Genomic DNA, 21231 nt, shown 5'->3' on the forward strand with positions numbered 1-21231 from the left:
ATGACGATGCTCAAAGTCGCCACCACCCAGATGCCGTGCACCTGGGATTTGAAAAGCAACCTCGACCGCGCCGAGCAACTGGTGCGTGAAGCGGCGGCGCAGGGTGCGCAAGTGATCCTGTTGCAGGAGCTGTTTGCCACGCCGTATTTCTGCATCGAGCAAAGCCACCACCACATGGCGCTGGCCGAGGAGTATCGCGACAGTCGGGTGCTGTCGCGCTTCGCTGCGCTGGCCCGGGAGCTCGGCGTGGTGCTGCCGCTGAGCTGGTACGAGAAGGCCGGCAACGCCTACTTCAATTCCCTGAGCGTGGCCGATGCCGACGGGCGCCTGTTGGGGGTGTACCGCAAGACCCACATCCCCAACGCCATCGGCTATCAGGAGAAGGAGTATTTCAGCCCCGGCGACACCGGCTTCAAAGTCTGGGACACCGCGTTCGGTCGCCTCGGCGTGGGCATTTGCTGGGATCAGTGGTTTCCGGAAACCGCCCGCAGCCTGGCCTTGATGGGCGCCGAGGTGCTGCTGTTCCCGACGGCCATCGGCTCGGAACCGGGCTGTGCCGACCTGGATTCGCGGGACCACTGGCAGATGACCATGCGTGGCCACGCCGCTGCCAACCTGCTGCCGGTGGTCGCCTCCAACCGAGTTGGCCGTGAAGTGGCCGGCAGCGATGCGACGCTGCAGATGAATTTCTACGGCTCGTCGTTCATCTGCAACCACAAGGGAAAAATGCTCGTCGAAGCCGACCGCGCCAGCACCGGCGTGCTGGTGCAGAGCCTGGATCTGGCAGCCATGTGCGAGGAGCGCCTGAGCTGGGGCATCTACCGCGACCGTCGCCCGGAAATGTATGGCGCGTTGTTGAGTCAGGACGGCCGTCACCTTCACGCCCGCTGGAATCCTCAAGGAGTCTGATATGCACACTTCACGCAAGTGGTTGCTGGGTGTTCTGGGTCTGGCGCTGGCCGGTTTGATGCCGGTCGTGCACGCCGAAGACAAGACGCTGCGGCTATACAATTGGGCGGACTATTTCGCCGAAGACACCTTGAGCAAGTTCACCGCCGAAACCGGAATCAAGGTGATCTACGACGTGATGGACGGCAGCGAAACCCTGGAGGCCAAGATGCTCTCCGGCGGCAGCGGCTACGACCTGATCTTCCCCGGCGACACCGTGGCCGAACGGCTGATGCGCGCCGGCAGCCTGTTGCCGCTGGATCCGTCGAAGGTCACGGCGATGAACGACATCGAGCCGGGCCTGCAAAAGCTGCGCAGCCATTACGAGCACTCGAGCAAGGCCACGGTGCCCTACACCTGGGGCACCATCGGCCTGACCTACAACGCCGGGCAGATCAAGCAACGCATGGCCGATGCGCCGGTCAACAGCCTCGACATGCTGTTCAAGCCGGAACTGGCCGCGAAGTTCGCCGATTGCGGGATTTCAATGATCGACTCGCCGGACGAAGTGCTGGCGGTGGTGCTCAATTACCTGGGCCGCGACCCGCGTAGCGCCAAGCCTGCTGATCTGGCGGCGGCCAGTGATCTGCTGATGAAGCTGCGGCCGTACATCCGCAAGTTCCAGTCGCAACCGGTGACCGACCTGGTCAACGGTAACCTGTGCCTGTCCCTCGGCTACAGCGGCGACATGACCCAGGCCCAGCGCACCTCGGACAGCGCCGGCAAGCAGACCCGCTTCCAGTACCGCGTGCCCCGTGAAGGCACCACGGTGTGGATGGACACCATGGCCATTCCGGTGGATGCCAAACACCCGGAATACGCCTACGAATTCATCAACTTCGTGATGCGCCCGGAGAATATGGCTGCGATCAGCAATTTCACCGGTTACCCGACCTCCAACGCCAAGGCCCGGCCAAACGTGGATGAGGCCATGCGCAACAACCCGGACATCTACCTCGACGAGGCGACCTATGCTCGTCTGATACCGGGCAAGGACATTCCCCAGGCCGACATGCGTGCCCGCATGCGCACCTGGACCAAGTTCAAGACCGCCACTGCAAAGTGATTTTTCCGGGCCGTTTCGGCGGCCCATTCCAAACAGGAACGTACACATGCCCACTCGTCGTGAGTTCATCAAACAGGTTTCAGTCGCCGCCGGCGTAGGCGCTGCCGTCATGGGCCTTGGTCTGTCCCCGGCGCGGGTACTGGCGGCCAGCGGAGGTCGCTGGTTCATGCCCGACGAGGGCGACAAACACGAACGCGCCTACATGGCCTTCGGCGCGCAGGACGCAATCTGGGAAGACTTCACCGAAGACGTCCAGGAAGCCCTGGGCCGGATCGCCCGCGCCATTGCCCGCTACGAACCGCTGACCATTTATTGCCGCAGCAGCGAACGCAGCCTGGCCGAAGAGATTTGCGGCACGTCCAACATCACCTACCAGATCGCCAACCTCGATGACATCTGGATGCGTGACATCAGCGCCAACTTCGTCATTGACGACAAGAATGGCCTGGGCGCGGTGGACTTCAATTTCAGCGGCTGGGGTAACAAGCAACAGCACTCCAAAGACGCGAAAATCGCCCAACGTGTAGCGCAAGACGCGCAAGCAACCTACATCCGCAGCGAACTGGTGGGCGAGGGCGGCGGTATCGAAGTCGATGGCCACGGCACCGGGATCATGACCGAAAGCTGCTGGGTCAACGCCAACCGCAACCCCGGCTGGAGCAAGGCCGATGTCGAGGCGGAACTGAAAGCACGCCTGGGCCTGCGCAAAATCATCTGGCTGCCGGGCATCAAGGGCAAGGACATCACTGATGCCCACGTCGATTTCTACGCGCGCTTCGTCAAGCCCGGCGTAGTGATCGCCAACCTTGATACCGACCCGAAGTCCTACGACAACAAGGTCACTTTGGCGCATCTGGAGATCCTGAAGAAAGCCACCGACGCCGACGGTCGCCCGCTGCAGATCCACACCGTGTCGCCACCGCTCAATCCACGCAAGACCAAGTTCAACAAGAACAACGACGACTTCGCGGCCGGTTACATCAACTACTTCGTCATCAACGGCGCGGTCATCGCCCCGGAGTTCGGCGACAAGGAGGCCGACAAGAAGGCCTTCGACCTGCTCAAGCAGCTCTACCCGAACCGCGACGTGGTACAGATCAACATCGACGCCATCGCGGCCGGTGGTGGCGGGATTCACTGCGTGACCAGTCACCAGCCGGCGTGAGGCCGTTGCTCAGCGAAACCGTTGGGGAAGCGCTTCGGCAAAGGGATAGAAGTCAAACCAGGGTTTGGCTTCGTCGATCACCTGGCGGAAAGACGGGCGCTGCACCAGTCGCTCGAAGTAAGCGCCGAGGCGAGGGCGGTCGGCGCCAAACGGCACCAGTGTACTGGCGTAGAACAGCGCCGGACTGGCGGAGCAATCGGCCATGCTGTAGGCCGGGCTGGCGATCCATGGGTGGGTCGCCAACTGGTTTTCCAGCATGTCGTAGGCGGTGTTGAGCAAGGTGCGCTGGCTGCTCAGATCGGCGTTTGCATTGTGGATGCGGTCGGCGACGATCTGCGACATCGGCGTCATCACGTAGTTGTCGAAAAAACGGTCCCACAAACGCACTTGCAGCGCGGTATCCCAGTCATCGGGGATCAGGTGGCCCGCTCCGGCGTGGTAATGGTCCAGATATTCGATGATCACGCTCGACTCCGGCACATTGTGCTGGCGGGCGCGATCCTGCAATACCGGGAACTTGACCAGTGGCCACAGCGCCCGCAGCTCGGCCCGCTCGGCTTCGCTGGACAGGTCGATCAGACGTTTTTCGAAGGCGACGCCGTGTTCGTACAGGGCAATCAGGGCTTTGTGGCAGTAGGACGACAACGGATGGTAATAGAGGGTCAAGTCCATGGTTCAACGCCTCGCGGTGGTGGTGAAAGGCACTACACAGGTATAGCGCGCCTGCGCACGGCCACGCATTTGATTTCCACCAGCAATCCCGGATGCGCCAGTTCACTGACGCCGATGCAGGTCCAGGCACAGAAGCCTTTGGGGAATACGCGGTTCTTCACGTCACGAAATATCGGCATGTGCCGGCTCGTGTCGGATTTCAGCGACCGTGCGCAAGCGCCGCCAGTTGTTCGGTATCCACCCGCACAAACACCGAATCACCCACCGCCGTCAGCACATCCCCGGCGTACACCTCGCAGATCACCCGGCTCTTGCGCCCGGTTTCACCTTCGACTTTTGCCTTCAGCGTCAGCGGCACGCCCATCGGCGTGGGCTTGATGAATTTGATGCCGAGATTGCCGGTGACGCAGTTGATGCGCGGCAGGCTTTCGGCTTCACGCCCTTCGGCGCGGTAGTGGTAAGCCATCGCCGTCCAGTTCGAATGGCAGTCCACCAGCATTGCGATCAGGCCGCCGTAGACCAGCTCCGGCCAGCCGCAGTATTTGGCCTCGGGCGCATGCTCGGCCATGACGTGTACGCCGTCTTCATGCCAGAAGCTCTTGATGTGCAAGCCGTGCGGATTGCTGCTGCCGCAGCCGAAGCAGACGCCGTCGGGGGCGGCGGTGTCTTGCAGGGAAGTGTCGAGGGGGGACATGCCGGGATCATCCTTAAACGGGTTAGTCGAACCGAGGGGATTCTAACCCTGAATCAAGGACAAGGCGTTGCTTCAAGTGACGCCGTCTGCTGCTGACATTGATCCCCGCACGATGCTAATTGCGTTGAGCCAGATTGCGTTGAAATTCCTCGAAGCTGCACGGCAGGCTCGCAGCCTTGCGCTTTTTCGATGTGTCGTGCTCGTCGGGCAATTGATCGCTCAACTCCCAGACTTCAAGCATCTTCGCGTACTCGAAGGCATGGCGCGGGCTGCTCTGAATCCACTGCTGGAAGGCCTGGCGTTCTTCGGGCGTGCAGGTTTCGTCTTGCAGGCGCAAGCACCAGTGAGCTGCCTGATGGAGGATTTCATCATCGGCGTCTTGAGGACTTTGGCGATTCATTGACTGTTTCCAGGATGGCCGGAGAGGGCACTTTACCCTGCCTCTTGCAAAAAAAACGTCAAATTTCCACAGGGATTCAGCCGGCCCGACGGACAGAATGCGCGTGCGCCGGACAGATCGCGCCGCCATTCAGGCTTTTCGACGTTTTGTCATATTCCGGCACTTTCCGATGTAGAGAGTGGGCAGCCCAACCGGTTTTCAATGAGGCTGCATCGTGTTTCCACGTCTACTGTGTTCGCTGTCCGTGCTGAGTCTGTCCATCGCCGCCGCCCACGCGGCCAGCCTTGATACCCCGCGCCTGCAGGGTATCGACAACTTCCGCGATGTCGCCGGTGTCACCACGGCCTACTCCACGGCCCATGACGGCACGATGCGCGCCGGTGTGTTTTATCGCTCGAATGCGCTGACGCCGACGGCGTCGGATCTGGCGACCCTCAACGGGCTGGGGATCAAGGCCGTTTACGACTTGCGCACCCCCAGTGAAATCGCGGCCACGCCGGACACGCTGATCAGCGGCGCGACCTACCAGAACATCGACATCATCGGCGCCACCACTTCGGGCGCGAACATCACCACGGTCTCGTTCAAAAGCGCCGCCGATGCCATCGCCATGATGCAGGACACCAACCGCGCCTTTGTCAGCGATGCCGGCATGCGCCGCCAGCTCGGCGTGTTGTTCAACGAACTGGCCGGTGTCGACGGTGCCGCGCTGTTCCACTGCACCGCCGGCAAGGACCGCACCGGCTGGACCGCCGCCGTGCTGCAAAGCATCGCCGGGGTCGACAACGCCACGATCATGAGCAACTACCTGGCGACCAACGACTACACCGCCGCCCGGGTGGCCAGGACACTGGCGATGATGCCGGCAAACATGGCTGCCATTTACGCGCCGCTGCTGGGCGTGGAGGCCAGTTACCTGCAAGCCGGCCTGGATCAGGTGACTGCGCAATACGGCAGCATGGACAACTACCTCAAGCAGGGTCTGGGTCTGTCCCAGGAAACCATCTATGTGCTGCGCGGCAAAATGGTCGAGTACAACAGCCTGCCCGGTCAGGCAGGGCTGATCGGCAATGCCGCCGCCGGTGCGCAGCTGTTGCAGGCGTTGCAAAACAGCAAACTGTCGGGCACCTACAGCGCCTACAACTACTACCTGCAATCGGCCATCGACGCCGGAACTCTGGGCGGTGTCGAGTCCACCGTCGGCGGTCAGGTGCATGCCGATGCGGCGAGTTACCTGCTGCGTCAGAACGCAATGATCGAGCAGGCCGCCGCGCCGTTCGCCAGCGGCACTGATCTCAAGGTCGGCCAGTACCGGTTGTGGAGCACCGCGCTCGCCGGTTACCTGGGCACCGACGGTTCGGCCCATGCGCAAAGCAGCAACGAACACAGCCAGGGCCTGATGGTCGGCGTTACCCAGCGCTTCTCCGAACAACTCAGCGCGCGCGGCGGGATCGGTTACAGCAAGGGCACCGTTGGCGCGGCGGGCGGCGAGGCCAATACCGATTTCGCCTTCCTCGATCTGGGCGCCCGTTATGGCTTCACCAGTCTGGAACGGGGTTTGTTTGCCGATGCCAACCTCAGTACCGGCTACGTCGACTACGACAGCAAACGCGACCTCGGCGGTGGCCTCGGTTCGGCGAAGGGCGACACCCACGGCAATCTCAGCGGCGCCACGCTGGCGCTGGGTTATCGCCTGCCGATGAACGATATGGTTCTGGAGCCGAGCCTCGGCGTGCGCGTCAGTCGTCTCGACCTGTCGGGCTTCCAGGAGAAGGGCAGCGAGCTGGCCCTCGATGTCGACGGCCTCCAGCAAACCCGTCGCAGCGCCGTGGCCAATCTTGAGGTCTCGTTCGCTCCGATGTCTGCGGACGCATGGCAACTGGTGCCGGGCGTGCGGGTCGGCTACGAGCGTGTGCTGGGCGATCATCAGGTCGACAGTGAAGGGCATCTGCTGGGACTGGATATCGAACAACGCGCGGCGTTCGACAACCGTGATCAGTTCAGCGGCGGCGTCAACCTGATGGCCAGCCTTGGCGCGTTGAGTCTGGGCGCCGACGTCGGCGCAAGCGGCGGGGGCGACAGCCACGGTTTCAGTGGCGGGCTCAAGGCCAGTTATCAGTTCTGAACATTTGAAGGTGAAGAAAAAGGACTGCGTCAGCGCAGTCCTTTTCGCATTTCTGCGGGGCTTACGCCGTAGGCATCCTGAAAGTACTGGCAGAACCGCCCGACATTACTGAAGCCGTATCGCAGGGCCACTTCGCTCACCGTTGACGACGAACCTCGCTTCAACGCTTCGCAGGCCCGCTCCAGCCTGACCTGGCGCTGATACGCGACAATCGAGGTCCCGACAAACCGCCGGAAGCCTTCCTGCAACGCCCGCAGGCTGACGTTCACCCTTCCCGCCAGATCCGTCCCGCTGAGCAGTTGCTCGGGATGCGCCTGAATGTATTCGATGGCCTGTTTCACATGCCGTGGCGCAATTGACGCTTCAGGCCGGCGCAGGGCTTCGCTGAAATTGTGCGGCCAGGCTTCCAGCACCGCGTCCACCAGCATTTCCCGCAGGCGCGATGGCATCAGTGAACCGGCGTTCAACAGCAAGTCAAATTCAGTGCCGGTGGCCAGATCGATCAGAGCACGAATGCCCTGAAACGCCGGGCTGTTCAGATCCACCCTCGGCTCGAAATGCAGCTTGTGCACGATCGGTCGGCCCAACAGCGACGACAAGCGTTCGGTGAGCGCAGCACGACTGATCGACATGCCGTGCTGGGCGTGATTGTCGACGAAGCGCATCGAGCGCAGATCCGCCTTGTCGATGGCCAGCCCCACATCGCTCAGCCCCACGGATTCATGGTTGAAAACGATCTTGCCGGCGGTGGGAATCACGAAGGTGATTTCATCGAACGGCTCGGGAAACGCGACCGTGAAATCGCCCCGATAATGCATGCGCCGGAAACTCACGCCTTCGTACCGGCCGTAAACGCCGCCGATGATGATGTCGTTGGGCGGTGGCGGTGTGTCGCCGTAACGATTGCCGAACATCCGCGAGAACAGCGCGCCGAAATCGTCGCAGGGCATATCGGCGGATCTGAGAATGATGGTCTGACGCGTCGGGCTTGAATACACCGGGAAGGTCACCTTGGCAGTCGGGCGAAGAGGCGCGAGGACGTTAGCAACCGCCCATGACAGCGACATGACACAACCGGATCACGTCGCTTGCCAGTGTGCTTTCAGGAAGTCGATGAACACCTTCACCTTGCGCGTATTGCGCCGATGGGCCTGATACAGCACGTAGATCCACGGGCCGAAGGCGCTGGGCTCACGCCAGTATTCGGGCATCAATTCCACCAGCTCGCCCCGGGCGAGATACGGCGCGGCGCTCCATTGCGGGAGAAATTGCAGGCCTTGCCCGTCCAGCAGGCAGGCCAGCAGGAAGTCGTAATTGTCGCTGGCGATGCGCGGGGTGGGCTGGGTCATGCGCAAACGTCGCTCGCCCTGTTTGACCCACCAGAAATGCCGGTTGAGCAGTGGGTGACGGAAGATCAGCCAGTCATGCTGGTGATAGTTGTCCAGTGACACATCGCTGCCCTTGCGCGCCAGATAGGCCGGGCTGGCGCAGAGCTGCACGCGGTTTTCCACCAGCGGCTGGGCGATCACCCCCGGCAGGTCGATCGGCCCGTCACGCAGCGCCAGGTCGTAGCTGGCATCCACCGGATCGTCGTAGTTGTCGCTCAGATCCACTTCGAGGTTCACCTGCGGGTGCTCGTTGAGAAAGCGGCAGCACACCTGATTGAGAAAGGCCGGGGCGAAGGAGGGCGGGGCGATGATGCGCAACTCGCCGCGCAATTCATGTTTGAGCTGCTCGACGCCTTCGCTGGCCAGTTGCAGTTGCAACAGCGCCTGACGCGCGCCTTCCAGATAGATCCGCCCGGCCTCGGTCAGCGCCATGCGTCGGGTCGTGCGGTCGAACAGACGGCTGCCGAGTTCCTCTTCCAGTTGCGCCACAGCCTTGGTCAGGGCCGATGGCGTGTTGCCGAGCACCTCGGCGGCACGGCTGAAATTACCGTGTTCGGCGGTGGCGACGAACATGGTCAGGGCGCTCATTTTGTCCATTGATCTATTCCTGATGGGCACAGAAGTTGTGCGTGAGACGGCATTCAGTTATCCGGCGGGCTTGGATAGTCTGGCTTAAGCCTAACAAAAACAAGGAGGGCGCTGATGAAGCCGCTTCTGACCCTGATGGTGTCGTCCGCACTGGCCTGTGCCTCGCTGGAAAGTCTGGCCGCCACCGACCTGATCCTGCACAACGCGAAAATCTACACCGCCGAACCCGGCCAGGCGTTGCAGCAGGCCATCGCCATCGAGGGCGACAAGGTCGTGGCGGTCGGTTCGGATGCGCAGGTGCTGCGCCTCAAGTCCGCCAATACCCGGCTGATCGATCTGGGCGGCAAAGTGGTGATGCCCGGTTTCATCGACTCGCACTCCCACACGGTCAAGGGCGGCTTGCAGATGCTGCAGGCCAATCTCGACGGGCAGATGTTGCCGCTCGATGAACTGGAATCGCGCCTGCGCCAATGGCGTGAGGACGGCAAGGCCCGGCGCGGCGAGTTCTTGAGTGTCAGCGGATTGCCCTCGACTTACTGGAACCGGATCGACGCCCTGGAGCAGCGTTTCAATCAGGGCGAGTGGGCCGATCAGCCACTGTTGCTGCTGGGCTGGGACATGCACACCGGCTGGGCCAATCAGGCGATGCTCAAGCGCGCCGGTATCGATGCGGCGCGGATCCAGGCCCTCAAACCCGAAGACAAAGATACCCTCGGTCATCACCCGGATGGCCAACCGAACGGTTTCATGGTGGACGCTGGCCTCTACCCGGTGCAGGCCCTGTTGCCACCGCCGACCGATGAAGCGCTGCTGGCGGGCGGTCGCGCTGCGCTGGATTACTACAAGAGTCTGGGCATCACCGGGTGGATGGATCCGCTGGCCAATGAACTGCCCGGTGCCGACGTGAAAAACGACTCGCCGGGCGTGCTGCCGACGTACAAGAAACTTTCGGAAAACGGCGAACTTACCGCTCACGTCGCCGCATTGCTGATGGCGGATTCGAAGGCGACACCTGCGGATCTCGATGAACTGGACAAGGTCCGCCAGCAATTCCTCGGCGTGCACAACCTGACGCTGCCGGGCATCAAGGTGTTCGCCGACGGCGTGGCCGAATCACCCGCACAAAGCGCAGCCATGCTGGAGCCTTACAAGAATTCGAAGAAGTCCGGCGAGCTGCTGATCGATCCGGCGCACTTTGGCGAGCTGGTCAGCGCCGCCGACGCCCGTGGCTGGCTGGTGCACATCCACGCCATCGGCGACCGCGCGGTGCGTGAATCCCTGAATGGCATCGAGCAGGCGCGCAAGGATCGCCAGAGCGGCATTGCCCATTCGATCACCCATTTGCAGATGGTCAACCCGAAAGAATTTGCCCGGTTCAAGGCGCTGAACGTCATCGCTTCGATGCAGATGTACTGGGCCAGCGCCGATGAATCGAGCATGGATCTGGTCAAGCCCTACGTCAGCGCCATGGCTTTCATGTACACCTATCCGGCGCGCTCGCTGCTCAAGCAGGGCGCCACCATCGCCGGCGCAAGCGACTGGCCGATCACCACGCCGGAACCGTGGAAAGCCATTTATCAGGCTGTCAGCCGCAAAGGCCCGAAAGGTGTGCTCAACGCTGCCGAAGACATCGATCGCCAGGCCATGTTCCAGGCCTACACCCTCAATGCCGCCAAGGTCCTGCGCCTGGAAGACAGCATCGGCTCACTCAAGCCCGGTAAACAGGCTGACCTGATCGTGCTCGACCGCGATGTGTTCACGGTCGCCCCTGAAGCCCTGCGCGACACCCAGGTGCTCAGCACCTTCTTCGCCGGTCGCGAAATCTACCGCCGTCAGCCGTAAGTCGCACTCCATTACAACGCCAAAAAAAGGAAAACCTTTCGTGAACCTTCATTGCTTCGTCACCGACACCCACAACCCGCAAACCCGTGGGCACCAGATCGGTGACGCCTTCAGCGCGCAGATTCGCCAGACCGTTGCGCTGTACCTCGACTTCTTCAATCAACTCGACATCCCGCCGCAGCAAGTGCGCACTATCGGCGAAGCCAGCCTGAAAGCCTTGGAAGACTGGAGCCCGGCGCTGGCCGAGGAAATCGTCGCCATGGCCGAAGGCGCCGATCTGCCGCTGTGGCAGCTCGCGGCCCTGAACGCCCGCACCGAAATCCTCGCGGTCATGCCTTCGAATGAAGGCGAATGCTCGACAGCCGTGTTCGCCCCCCATGGTCCGCAGGCGCCGAAAACCATCCAGACCTGGGACTGGCACGACACGCTGGTGCCCAACGGCCTGATCCTGCAACTGACCACCGACGCCGGGATGACCGTCAAGCTGTTCACCGAGTTCGGCATGCTCGGCAAGATCGGCGTCAACAGCGCAGGCCTCGGGCTACACTTCAACATTCTTCACCACGCCAGCGACAACGGCAGCGGCGGGGTGCCGGTGCACGCGATTGCGCGGCGGATTCTGGAGCAGGCGCGCAGTGTCGATGAGGCCATCGAACTGGCGCGTTCGGCGCGGGTCAGTGCGTCCACGGTGCTGACGGTGTTCGCTCGCGAAGACTCGACAGTCCGCGCCTGCAGCATCGAGATGTCGCCTGCCGCCACCGCCGTGGTGCTGCCGAACGCCGAAGGCTGGATCACCCATACCAACCACTTCCTCGACCCGGACCTGAGCGTTGGCGAACGCACGCCGGACGCCTCGACCACCTACGCGCGCATCGACCACGTCAACGCCTTGCTGAATGGCATGACCGAGGGCGATCTCGTGCGCCGTGCCGATGCCATGTGCGGCGCGACCGGTGAGCAAGCCCCGATCTGCTTCCATCCCGACCTGAGCATGCCGGCCACCGAGCGCTGGGAAACCTTGCTGACCATCGGCATCGATACCGAAAACTGTGCGCTCGAATTCGCCGCCGGCAACCCGAAGCAACTGGCCAGAAACGGCTATCAGCGCTTCTGAAACCCTTGCTGCAACGCCTCGAAAAACAACAACAAGAGGAGCAACCCACATGGCCAGTCAACCTGAACGCACGGCGGGTTCACCGTCGGCGCTGAGAACCTTCTTCGTCTCCGGCATGGGCACCGCCCTGGAGTTCTATGACTTCGTGATCTACGGGACGGCCGCCGCGCTGGTGTTCCCCAAGGTGTTTTTCCCGCAGATGGATCCGCTCACCGCAACCCTCGTCGCCTTTGGCGCATTCGGTGCGGGATTCTTTGCCCGACCGTTGGGCGGGATGGTGTTCGGGCATTACGGCGACAAGCTCGGTCGGCAGAAAATGCTCGTTATCACCTTGCTGTTGATGGGGCTCAGCACCTTCCTGATCGGCTGTTTGCCGGGCTACGCAACCATCGGCGCAGGGGCGCCGGCCTTGCTGGTGCTGTTGCGGCTGGTACAGGGATTTGCCGCCGGGGGCGAGTGGGGCGGGGCCGCGTTGTTCGGCATCGAATCGGCGCCCGTCGGGCGACGAGGGTTGTGGGGCAGCTTCACCAGCATGGGCATCGGCATCGGCGGTATTCTCGGTTCGGCGGTGTTTGCCGTGGTCAGCGTGGCGGCGAACGATGACCTCGCCGGTTTTGCCTGGCGCATTCCGTTCTGGCTGGGCGGTGTGCTGGTGCTGGTCGGACTCTATGCGCGGTTGCAGAAACCGGCTCAGTCGCTGGGCGAGTCAAAGGGCCACGGGCGGATGCCGCTGATTGAAGCGTTGCGTGCGCGACCTCGGGCGATGTTGCTGTGTACCGGCATCGCTTTCGGTTACGTGACCATCGCCTACATCGGCAGCACGTTTTTCCTGTCCTACGCCACCCAACTGGGTTATGGCAGCACCGATGCATTGATTTTCGACATCGCGTTGTCCGTTGCCATCGTCATCACCGCGCCGCTGTTTGCCTTGCTCTCCGACCGTATTGGTCGGCGCCGAGTGATGATCCTCGGGGCGTTCATCATGGCGTGCGGGTTCTTCGTATTCTTCCCCTTGGTGGGGCTGAAAAGCCTGTTGGTGTCGACGTTCGCCTACGTCGTGATCGGTGCGTTCATGGGGGCAACCCAGGGGCCGATCCCGGCGTTTCTCGCCGAGCAGTTCCCTCGGCACATGCGTTATTCGGGGATGTCGGCGGCGTACCAGATCGGTGCCGCGCTGGGAGGCGGGACGGCGTCGAGTGCGGCCACGGCCATTCTCATCGCCAACCACCACGACGCGTTTGGTGTTGCAGTTTACGGGGCGGTGGCGCTGGGGATCGTGGCGGTCTGCTCGTTCTTTCTCAGGGAGACTGCGCACTTGAGCCTGGAGGCAATCGACGCGCCAGTGACAGTGGCCTCGACAATCCCGCCTGCGGTGCAACACTGGGAAGCGCGGTGAATAAAGCGCCGCCCCCTCCGACGGAGAGGGCGGTATTCGATCCTCAGCTGTGATGGATGTCGCGATCCTTGGTTTCCGGCATGAAGAAGATCCCGAGAATCGCCGTCATCACCGCGATGACAATCGGGTACCACAAACCGTAGTAGATGTCCCCGGTGGCCGCGACCATCGCGAATGCCACCGTCGGCAGGAACCCGCCGAACCAGCCGTTGCCGATGTGGTACGGCAGCGACATCGAGGTGTAGCGGATGCGCGCCGGGAACAGCTCGACCAGCCATGCGGCAATAGGGCCGTAAACCATGGTCACGTAGATCACCAGCACGGTCAGCAGGAGCAGCACCATCGGGTAATTGGTCTTGGCCGGATCAGCCTTTTCCGGGTAACCGGCCTCTTTCAGTGCGGTGCCGAGGCTGGCGGTGAAGGCGTCGTTGCGGGTCTTGAAGTCGGCGGCTGGCATGGCAGTGCCTTCGAAACTTTCGATGACCTTGTCGCCAATGCGCACCTGGGCCACGGTGCCTGGTTCCGCCACCACGTTTTCATACGGAATCGCCCGTTTGGCCAGGATGGTCTTCGCCAGATCGCAGGAACTGGTGAATCTGGCCTTGCCCACCGGATCGAACTGGAACGAGCACTGATCCGGGTTGGCGACCACTTTGACCGGGTTCTTTTCCTGGGCGACGAACACGTCGGGGTTACCGTACTGGGTCAGCGCGTGGAAGATCGGAAAGTAGGTCACCACCGCCAGAATGCACCCGGCCATGATGATGCCCTTGCGCCCGACGCGGTCGGACAGGCTGCCGAAAATCACGAAGAACGGCGTACCGATCAACAGCGATCCGGCGATCAGCAGGTTGGCGGTCTGCGGGTCGATCTTCAGGGTCTGCAGCAGGAAGAACAGCGCGTAGAACTGCCCGGTGTACCAGACCACCGCTTGCCCGGCGGTGCCGCCGAGCAGGGCCATGATCACGATTTTCAGGTTGTCCCAGCGGGCGAAGGACTCGGTCAGCGGCGCTTTCGATGCCTTGCCTTCGGCCTTCATCTTCATGAACACCGGCGACTCGTTCAGTTGCAGGCGGATGTACACCGACACCGCCAGCAACAGGATCGACAGCAGAAACGGAATCCGCCAGCCCCAGGCCTCGAACGCCTCGGTGCCCAACGCGGTGCGGCAGGCCAGAATCACCAGCAGCGACAGAAACAGCCCCAGCGTCGCGGTGGTCTGAATCCACGAGGTGAAATACCCGCGTTTGCCCTTCGGCGCATGCTCGGCCACATAGGTCGCCGCTCCGCCGTACTCACCGCCCAGCGCCAGACCTTGCAGCAATCGCAGGGTGATCAGAATGATCGGCGCCGCGACCCCGATGGTCGCGTAGCCGGGCAGGAATCCCACAATCGCCGTCGACACACCCATGATCACAATCGTGATCAGAAACGTGTGCTTGCGCCCGATCATGTCGCCCAACCGCCCGAACACCACCGCCCCAAACGGCCGCACCGCAAAACCGGCGGCGAAGGCGAGCAGGGCGAAGATGAACGACGTGGTCTCGTTGACCCCGGCAAAGAAGTGCTTGGCGATGATCGCGGCGAGCGAGCCATAAAGGTAAAAGTCGTACCATTCGAACACCGTGCCGAGGGACGAAGCGAAGATGACCTTGCGCTCCTCCTTGCTGACACTGTGGTGCGGATGCGGCGCACTGCCGGTGGACATGCTGTCGAGTACGGCCATGGGGGTTCTCCGTCGTGCTTGTTGTTATAGGCCGGAGCACTTCATCAACGTCGCGTACCCGTGGCCTTTGGCTGGTGCTGGAGCAGGTGCTTCGTGGAGCGTGCACAGACTCTCGACCTCGCGGGAGGGCGGGGTTTCTTTGAGCATAATTGGGATTGGGGGGATATCCAGTGGGGGGCGCTGGGTGTGGTCGAAGTGAAACTGGATTGGCTGGTTCTGGGAGGGAATGAGTTAAATGGGTTTGCGTTCGTGGTTTTATAATTATTTAGAATTTTTGTTGTTCTAAATAGGCATTAAAAACTGTCATTTCTATCAGGTGTGGTTTTAGGCTTTTATGTCGATAATTTTTCTGGTGGATGGGCCGGGAATAATTCTGTCCCCATTTTTTGTCTTTTGATTGTCGTCCACATTAATTGTCGAGGCATAAGATGACGAATAAAAGAATTGTGATTGATAACTTTCCAATGGATAAGACTCTGCAAGAATTTTTGGGTAAATTTTCGGGAATATTTGCGGATCCGGTTGTTAAGGTGGAAGTAGTGCTGGTCGTTGAAGAAAAGCCAGCTGTAAGCAACAGAAGCGGAAGCATTACGTCTATTCAGGCTGTCTATGTTCCGGCAGATGACTATACTGACCCCGCTCCCGCTACGACCTTTGCACACTTGGACGCTACAAGCATTCTTTCGAGGTAGCTCCGTTGAGTCAAAAGGGGGCAGATTTATTTAATTGTCCCCTTTTGATTTTAAGTGGTAGCGAAGACTAGCCTCGCCGCTGTGGTTTATTCCGTAGGCACAACTTTATCCAGCACCCGATTCACCGCCAGCTCCGCCAACATCACAACCTGCGCAATACCCTGCGCGGTCTTGCGGTGGGGGCCTTGGAGGAGGTCGGCGAAGTTATTGAGCATGACGTTGGCCGAACCGAGGGTCTCGACGGCGTCGGCGAGCAGGGATTCGGTGTTGCTGGCCGGGTTGGCTTGGTAGAGACGGTTGGGGGAGTAGGGCACGGCCATCATGTGGGCTGTCATCGGGCCGAGGTGGTAGTCGAGGGCGCGGTTGGCGGCTTCGTTGAATCTCTTCGAATCAGGGCATTCGTAGGGAGAGGTTGGGTCGGTGATGCTGGCCGGTTCGGTGACCGGGGGATTTGGCGTTGCTTTGAACATGGGATGTCATCCTTCTATAAGGCCGCATCCATTTCGCTGCTAAACGAAGGGGGTGGCGGCTGTGTGCGAGTTAGCAGACCGGTAGACATCCCCAAAACCCGGCGCACCCGAAGGTGCCAAGCACACAGCCACCATCAAGTGCAGGCGACCGCCTGACTGATGAGACTCGTACAACCGGGGAATATCTGCCGGGCTGCTAAACCCGATCACTGCGAATCAGTGACCCGATCCAAGTTACCGGCCGACCCCAAGGCGCACAAGCCGGCGGATTCTGGCGTAGCCGTAGGCTCTGGCGCAAGGATTTGTGGGCAATTGCGCGTAACTTCAGGTGTCTTTAAACACACGCATCGAAACCTGTTTATCGGCCAACAAAACACACTGAAACATCCGTCAGAAGCAACCCCGAAAACCGCCATGGCTTCAAACCCGCCGCCGTGTCTGTAAACTGGCCGCCCGAAACGGCGCGCGATGGCGCCGTCCTCACTGCCAGCGAAGGACTTTCCCATGGCCAACCAGGACATCACCTACACCCCGGATCCGGATGCAGACTCGATCTCTTCGGACGTGACCGAATTCAACGGCATTCTGATGTCGACCCAGATTCCGACCCGTGCCGACGGCAGCCTGGAACTGGGCGACGTCACCGCGCAAAGCGAATGCACGTTGCAGGCGCTGAAAGTAGCGCTGGAAAAGGCCGGCAGTTCGATGGACCGCGTGCTGCACCTGACCATCTACCTGACCGACATGGCTGATCGCGCAGCCTTCAACGAGGTGTACAAGCGCTTCTTCGCCAAGCCTTGGCCGGTGCGCGCAGCGGTTGGCGTGGCGGCGCTGGCGGTTGAAGGGATGAAGGTGGAAGTGACTGCGATGGCCGCCAAGGCCTGAGTTTGCGGTTTGGTTTGGCAGTTCTGCCCTGAGCAGGGCTGCCACCCGGCAGCACAGGCGTGCCGCCCACGCGTTTCGCGGCTACAATGCGCGCCTCGACCGTGACAGCCTGACTAAAAACTATATATGTCCTTGCCCAAACATCACCTGGAACTGCTCAGCCCCGCCCGTGACGTGGCCATCGCCCGCGAGGCCATCCTGCATGGCGCCGACGCGGTGTACATCGGCGGCCCGAGCTTCGGGGCGCGCCACAACGCGTGCAACGAGGTGAGCGAAATCGCCGAACTGGTGGAATTTGCCCGTCGCTACCACGCGCGCATCTTCACCACCATCAACACCATCCTGCACGACAACGAACTGGAGCCGGCGCGCAAGCTGATCCATCAGTTGTACGACGCCGGCGTCGATGCGCTGATCGTCCAGGACCTGGGCGTGATGGAGCTGGACATTCCGCCCATCGAGCTGCACGCCAGCACCCAGACCGATATCCGCACCCTTGAGCGGGCCAAGTTCCTCGATCAGGCCGGTTTCTCGCAACTGGTACTGGCCCGTGAACTGAACCTCAAGGAAATCCGCGCGATCGCCGATGAAACCGATGCCGCCATCGAGTTCTTCATCCACGGCGCGCTGTGCGTGGCGTTTTCCGGTCAGTGCAACATTTCCCACGCGCAGACCGGGCGCAGCGCCAACCGGGGCGACTGCTCCCAGGCCTGCCGTCTGCCGTACACCCTGAAAGACGAAAAGGGTGGCGTGATCGCCTACGAAAAACACCTGCTGTCGATGAAGGACAACAACCAGAGCGCCAACATCCGCGCACTGGTCGAGGCCGGTGTGCGTTCGTTCAAGATCGAAGGTCGCTACAAGGACATGGGCTATGTGAAGAACATCACCGCCTATTACCGCCAGCGTCTCGACGACGTGCTCAACGACCGCCCGGACCTGGCCCGCGCCTCCAGCGGCCGCACCGCGCATTTCTTCCTGCCGGACCCGGAAAAGACCTTCCACCGTGGCAGCACCGACTACTTCGTCAGCGAGCGCAAGATCGACATCGGCGCGTTCGATTCGCCGACCTTCACCGGTCTGGCGGTGGGCACGGTCGAGAAGGTCGGCAAGCGTGACCTGCAAGTCGTCACCCATGAACCGCTGTCCAACGGCGACGGCCTCAACGTGCTGGTCAAGCGCGAAGTGGTGGGTTTCCGCGCCAACATCGCCGAAGCCAAGGGCGAGTTCGAGGAAGAGGGCGAGAAGCGCTACCGCTACCGCGTCGAGCCGAACGAAATGCCGGAAGGCCTGTACAAGCTGCGTCCGAACCACCCGCTGAACCGCAACCTCGACCACAACTGGCAGCAGGCCTTGCTCAAGACCTCTGCCGAGCGTCGGATCGGCGTGAGCTGGCTGGCGAAGTTGCGTGAAGAGCGTCTGGAACTGACCGTGACCAGCGAAGAAGGCATCAGCGCCAGCGTCGCGCTGGACGGCCCGTTCGGCGTCGCCAACAAACCGGAGCAGGCGCTGGAGACCTTGCACGATCTGCTCGGTCAGCTCGGCACCACCGAATACCACGCGACCTCGATCAAACTGGATGCGCCACAAGCGTTCTTCATCCCGAACTCGCAGCTCAAGTCGTTGCGCCGTGAAGTGATCGAAGCGCTGACCGCCGCCCGCGTCGCCGCCCACCCACGCGGTTCGCGCAAGGCCGAGACCACGCCACCGCCGGTGTACCCGGAAGCGCACCTGTCGTTCCTCGCCAACGTCTACAACCAGAAGGCCCGCGACTTCTACCACCGTCACGGCGTGAAGCTGATCGACGCAGCTTACGAGGCCCACGAAGAGGCGGGCGAAGTGCCGGTGATGATCACCAAGCACTGCCTGCGGTTCTCCTTCAACCTGTGCCCGAAACAGGCCAAAGGCGTGACCGGCGTGAAGACCAAAGTCGCACCGATGCAGCTGATTCACGGCGATGAAGTGCTGACGCTGAAGTTCGACTGCAAACCGTGCGAAATGCACGTGATCGGCAAGATGAAGGGCCACATCCTGAACATGCCACAGCCGGGCAGTGTGGTGGGGCATATCAGCCCAGAGGATCTGCTGAAGACCATTCCTCGGGCGCCGCACTGATTCAGAGGCTGCTGTGTGATAAATAAAAAACCGGTGATGCAAGTCACCGGTTTTTTTATGCCTGCCAGTGACTCAACTGGCTTCGTAGCGTGATCCTGTTGGCGGCGCCGCTTCGCCACTCAAAGCATCGACCATTGGCGGATGGTCCTGCGCGGCCTGCCGCAAATCCTCGGTCACCCGCAGCTCGGCGCCAGTTGGCGAGAAGGTCGCTGCCGCTGCGAACGGCGCCGGGTTGGCCGGCACCGGACGCTTGCCGCGACGCCAGAAGAAGAACGTCACCATGGCCAGGTTGACCAGGGCGAAGGCCCAAAACAGGCCGGTTTCGCCGTGGGCGTTCATCGCCGGCGAGATCAGCAGCGGGCTCATCGCCGAGCCCAGCGAGTTGATCAGCAACATGCCCTGAATCATCGGCACCAGCGTTTCGACCGGCGCACGGTCGGCAGCGTGGCTGACGGCAACCGGATACAGCGCGAACACGCCGCCACCCAGCAGGAACAGCATCGCCGCAAGCATGGCCGAGGACAGCGGCACCAGCACGATCACCAACGACAGCACGGTGCACGCGGCGCAGAGCACGGTCAACACTTGCAGACGATCCTTGCGGTCGGACCAGCGCCCGACCGGGTATTGCAGCAGCATAGCGCCGAGGACCGTCCAGGCCATCATGCTGCCGACTTCGCCGACGTTCAGGCCGATGCGTTGCAGGTACAGCGGCAGCAGGGTGTAGATCGCGGCGATGGTGACGCCGGAGCCGAAGCAGCCGACCAGACCGGTGGGCGATACGCCGAGCAGTGCCCGTGGCTTGAGTGGTTCGACCTGTTCCAGCAACGGCGACACCCGCGGCAGGATCACGATCGGCAGCACCGACAGGGTCGCCAACATGCCGGCGACCATGAACGGCGCGGTGTCGCCCAGGCCCGTGACTTTCCCCAAAAACGCCTGACCCAGCACCCCGGCGCCGTAGAGGACGATCATGTACAGCGCCAACAGACGGCCGCGAATCTTCGCGTCACCGGCCAGCAGCAGCCAGCTCTCGATCACCAGAAACACGCCGACCGTGGCCCAGCCGTTGATCAGACGCAGCACGACCCAGCCCCAGGTGTCATAAAACAGTCCTTGCAGCAGGATGGTCGCGGCGATCAGCGAGGCGAAGCTGCTGTAGGCGCGGATATGGCCGATGCGCAGGATCAGCCGGTCATTGAAAATCGCGCCCAGGGTGAGGCCGATGAAATAGGCCGAGGACACGATGCCGATCATCGTCGCCGATTCGCCGGCCGCGCCCAGGCGCAGGGTGGTCAGGGAGGACAGAAAACCGTTGCCCAAAGCAACAATGAACAGCCCGAGCAGGGGCGCCAGCGCCATGGCCAGCAAACGCGGTGTCATAAAAACCTCAAGTGATCGAACAGCGGAACGTGCGCCTCTGCGCAGGCGAGTGTCAAGCCGAAGTGTGTTGAAGACAAACGACCGCCGAACGGGCAGGACGATTGAGCCTGGCGCACTGGGTGAAAGTGGCCGGCTGTTCAAACCTGAGGGTTGTCATGGCTGCGGGCAGGCGCCGGTCGGGCGACTGCAAGAGGAGGCGCGATTTTAAGCCTTGTGCGGCGTTTGCCAAGGTGCCGGGCCTGCGACGTTGGGACGCAGCCCGGCAGGGCTGGGTGATGATCGTTCCCACGCTCTGCGTGGGAATGCAGCCCGGGACGCTCCGCGTCCCTTCCAACGCCGGACGCTGAGTGTCCATGGAGGCATTCCCACGCGGAGCGTGGGAACGATCCCTTGAGAGCGTGCTTGTACCGTTTGCGAGTAATTTGCTGCGGCGCCAGTTAGCATGGCGGCATAACAAGTAACAGATGGACCGCATCTTGATCGAACGACGTCAATTCAGCGGTGGCATGAAGGGCAAGAACCTGCGCTACCTGAACGAACCTTCCTCCGGGGCGGGGCGCAG

The 21231-nt window shown here is 61.8% G+C and carries 17 protein-coding genes and 2 pseudogenes; 10 read left to right on the forward strand and 9 right to left on the reverse strand.

Going from position 1 to position 21231, the window contains the following annotated elements; genetic code table 11:
* The 3 genes from aguB to BBF94_RS23310 are packed head-to-tail and all read left to right on the forward strand — an operon-like array spanning window position 1 to window position 3179.
* Window positions 1-909: an N-carbamoylputrescine amidase gene (gene aguB / locus BBF94_RS23300; protein WP_065261311.1), complete on the forward strand. Its 909-nt coding sequence runs from the start codon at window positions 1-3 to the stop codon at window positions 907-909.
* A gap of 1 nt (window position 910) precedes the next feature.
* On the forward strand, window positions 911-2014 hold the full coding sequence (locus BBF94_RS23305) for an extracellular solute-binding protein (protein ID WP_065261312.1): 1104 nt from the start codon (window positions 911-913) through the stop codon (window positions 2012-2014).
* A 46-nt stretch (window positions 2015-2060) separates the two neighbouring features.
* Window positions 2061-3179: an agmatine deiminase family protein gene (locus BBF94_RS23310; protein WP_065261313.1), complete on the forward strand. Its 1119-nt coding sequence runs from the start codon at window positions 2061-2063 to the stop codon at window positions 3177-3179.
* A gap of 9 nt (window positions 3180-3188) precedes the next feature.
* Here the strand turns inward: BBF94_RS23310 and BBF94_RS23315 are convergent, their stop codons facing one another.
* The 4 genes and pseudogenes from BBF94_RS23315 to BBF94_RS23325 form a co-directional block, all read right to left on the reverse strand.
* Window positions 3189-3851: a glutathione S-transferase family protein gene (locus tag BBF94_RS23315; protein WP_065261314.1), complete on the reverse strand. Its 663-nt coding sequence runs from the start codon at window positions 3849-3851 to the stop codon at window positions 3189-3191.
* A 32-nt stretch (window positions 3852-3883) separates the two neighbouring features.
* Window positions 3884-4039, reverse strand: a pseudogene (locus tag BBF94_RS27770) (RidA family protein); the annotation flags it as partial.
* A gap of 11 nt (window positions 4040-4050) precedes the next feature.
* Window positions 4051-4545 (reverse strand): PaaI family thioesterase, encoded by a 495-nt coding sequence (locus BBF94_RS23320; protein ID WP_065261315.1) that lies wholly within the window; start codon window positions 4543-4545, stop codon window positions 4051-4053.
* A gap of 115 nt (window positions 4546-4660) precedes the next feature.
* Complete coding sequence (locus BBF94_RS23325) at window positions 4661-4945, reverse strand: FecR/PupR family sigma factor regulator (protein WP_065261316.1); 285 nt, start codon at window positions 4943-4945, stop codon at window positions 4661-4663.
* A 214-nt stretch (window positions 4946-5159) separates the two neighbouring features.
* On the opposite strand from BBF94_RS23325, the gene BBF94_RS23330 reads away from it, so the two are divergent.
* On the forward strand, window positions 5160-7070 hold the full coding sequence (locus tag BBF94_RS23330; protein WP_065261317.1) for a tyrosine-protein phosphatase: 1911 nt from the start codon (window positions 5160-5162) through the stop codon (window positions 7068-7070).
* Window positions 7071-7099: 29 nt separating this feature from the next.
* On the opposite strand, the gene BBF94_RS23335 is transcribed toward BBF94_RS23330, so the two are convergent.
* Both BBF94_RS23335 and BBF94_RS23340 read right to left on the reverse strand, forming a co-directional pair.
* Window positions 7100-8068, reverse strand: coding sequence for a helix-turn-helix transcriptional regulator (locus tag BBF94_RS23335; protein ID WP_065261318.1), 969 nt, complete (start codon window positions 8066-8068; stop codon window positions 7100-7102).
* Window positions 8069-8149: 81 nt separating this feature from the next.
* Window positions 8150-9055: a LysR family transcriptional regulator gene (locus BBF94_RS23340; RefSeq protein WP_065261319.1), complete on the reverse strand. Its 906-nt coding sequence runs from the start codon at window positions 9053-9055 to the stop codon at window positions 8150-8152.
* Between the two features lie 105 nt (window positions 9056-9160).
* Between BBF94_RS23340 and BBF94_RS23345 the strand changes: the two genes are divergently transcribed.
* Genes BBF94_RS23345 through BBF94_RS23355 form a run of 3 tightly spaced genes read left to right on the forward strand, consistent with a single transcriptional unit; the run spans window position 9161 to window position 13398 of the window.
* Complete coding sequence (locus BBF94_RS23345) at window positions 9161-10888, forward strand: amidohydrolase (RefSeq protein WP_065261320.1); 1728 nt, start codon at window positions 9161-9163, stop codon at window positions 10886-10888.
* A 40-nt stretch (window positions 10889-10928) separates the two neighbouring features.
* A complete protein-coding gene (locus tag BBF94_RS23350) occupies window positions 10929-12002 on the forward strand; it encodes a C45 family autoproteolytic acyltransferase/hydolase (protein ID WP_065261321.1) in 1074 nt (357 codons plus the stop codon).
* Between the two features lie 49 nt (window positions 12003-12051).
* Complete coding sequence (locus tag BBF94_RS23355; RefSeq protein ID WP_065261322.1) at window positions 12052-13398, forward strand: MFS transporter; 1347 nt, start codon at window positions 12052-12054, stop codon at window positions 13396-13398.
* A 43-nt stretch (window positions 13399-13441) separates the two neighbouring features.
* On the opposite strand, the gene BBF94_RS23360 is transcribed toward BBF94_RS23355, so the two are convergent.
* Complete coding sequence (locus BBF94_RS23360; RefSeq protein ID WP_065261323.1) at window positions 13442-15124, reverse strand: MFS transporter; 1683 nt, start codon at window positions 15122-15124, stop codon at window positions 13442-13444.
* 464 nt (window positions 15125-15588) lie between these two features.
* On the opposite strand from BBF94_RS23360, the pseudogene BBF94_RS28505 reads away from it, so the two are divergent.
* A pseudogene (locus BBF94_RS28505) lies at window positions 15589-15813 on the forward strand (hypothetical protein); the annotation flags it as partial.
* 89 nt (window positions 15814-15902) lie between these two features.
* Here the strand turns inward: BBF94_RS28505 and BBF94_RS23365 are convergent.
* Window positions 15903-16286, reverse strand: coding sequence for a DUF6124 family protein (locus BBF94_RS23365; RefSeq protein WP_065261324.1), 384 nt, complete (start codon window positions 16284-16286; stop codon window positions 15903-15905).
* Window positions 16287-16790: 504 nt separating this feature from the next.
* Here BBF94_RS23365 and BBF94_RS23370 point away from each other — a divergent pair.
* Both BBF94_RS23370 and BBF94_RS23375 read left to right on the forward strand, forming a co-directional pair.
* Window positions 16791-17171 carry a RidA family protein gene (locus BBF94_RS23370; protein WP_065261325.1) on the forward strand — a complete coding sequence of 127 codons (381 nt, stop codon included), beginning with the start codon at window positions 16791-16793 and terminating at the stop codon, window positions 17169-17171.
* Window positions 17172-17297: 126 nt separating this feature from the next.
* A complete protein-coding gene (locus tag BBF94_RS23375) occupies window positions 17298-19286 on the forward strand; it encodes a peptidase U32 family protein (RefSeq protein WP_065261326.1) in 1989 nt (662 codons plus the stop codon).
* A gap of 72 nt (window positions 19287-19358) precedes the next feature.
* Here the strand turns inward: BBF94_RS23375 and BBF94_RS23380 are convergent, their stop codons facing one another.
* Window positions 19359-20669 carry an MFS transporter gene (locus tag BBF94_RS23380; RefSeq protein ID WP_065261327.1) on the reverse strand — a complete coding sequence of 437 codons (1311 nt, stop codon included), beginning with the start codon at window positions 20667-20669 and terminating at the stop codon, window positions 19359-19361.
* Window positions 20670-21231 lie beyond the last annotated feature (562 nt).

It is taken from the genome of Pseudomonas bananamidigenes (assembly GCF_001679645.1).
Classification (GTDB): Bacteria; Pseudomonadota; Gammaproteobacteria; order Pseudomonadales; family Pseudomonadaceae; genus Aquipseudomonas; species Aquipseudomonas bananamidigenes.

What these genes read in the sequence shown, in the direction of transcription:
- aguB (WP_065261311.1), top strand. Translation starts at nt 1, where the DNA reads ATGACGATGCTCAAAGTCGCCACCACCCAGATGCCGTGCACCTGGGAT.
- BBF94_RS23305 (WP_065261312.1), top strand. Translation starts at nt 911, where the DNA reads ATGCACACTTCACGCAAGTGGTTGCTGGGTGTTCTGGGTCTGGCGCTG.
- BBF94_RS23310 (WP_065261313.1), top strand. Translation starts at nt 2,061, where the DNA reads ATGCCCACTCGTCGTGAGTTCATCAAACAGGTTTCAGTCGCCGCCGGC.
- BBF94_RS23315 (WP_065261314.1), bottom strand. Translation starts at nt 3,851, where the DNA reads ATGGACTTGACCCTCTATTACCATCCGTTGTCGTCCTACTGCCACAAA.
- BBF94_RS23320 (WP_065261315.1), bottom strand. Translation starts at nt 4,545, where the DNA reads ATGTCCCCCCTCGACACTTCCCTGCAAGACACCGCCGCCCCCGACGGC.
- BBF94_RS23325 (WP_065261316.1), bottom strand. Translation starts at nt 4,945, where the DNA reads ATGAATCGCCAAAGTCCTCAAGACGCCGATGATGAAATCCTCCATCAG.
- BBF94_RS23340 (WP_065261319.1), bottom strand. Translation starts at nt 9,055, where the DNA reads ATGGACAAAATGAGCGCCCTGACCATGTTCGTCGCCACCGCCGAACAC.
- BBF94_RS23345 (WP_065261320.1), top strand. Translation starts at nt 9,161, where the DNA reads ATGAAGCCGCTTCTGACCCTGATGGTGTCGTCCGCACTGGCCTGTGCC.
- BBF94_RS23355 (WP_065261322.1), top strand. Translation starts at nt 12,052, where the DNA reads ATGGCCAGTCAACCTGAACGCACGGCGGGTTCACCGTCGGCGCTGAGA.
- BBF94_RS23360 (WP_065261323.1), bottom strand. Translation starts at nt 15,124, where the DNA reads ATGGCCGTACTCGACAGCATGTCCACCGGCAGTGCGCCGCATCCGCAC.
- BBF94_RS23365 (WP_065261324.1), bottom strand. Translation starts at nt 16,286, where the DNA reads ATGTTCAAAGCAACGCCAAATCCCCCGGTCACCGAACCGGCCAGCATC.
- BBF94_RS23370 (WP_065261325.1), top strand. Translation starts at nt 16,791, where the DNA reads ATGGCCAACCAGGACATCACCTACACCCCGGATCCGGATGCAGACTCG.
- BBF94_RS23375 (WP_065261326.1), top strand. Translation starts at nt 17,298, where the DNA reads ATGTCCTTGCCCAAACATCACCTGGAACTGCTCAGCCCCGCCCGTGAC.
- BBF94_RS23380 (WP_065261327.1), bottom strand. Translation starts at nt 20,669, where the DNA reads ATGACACCGCGTTTGCTGGCCATGGCGCTGGCGCCCCTGCTCGGGCTG.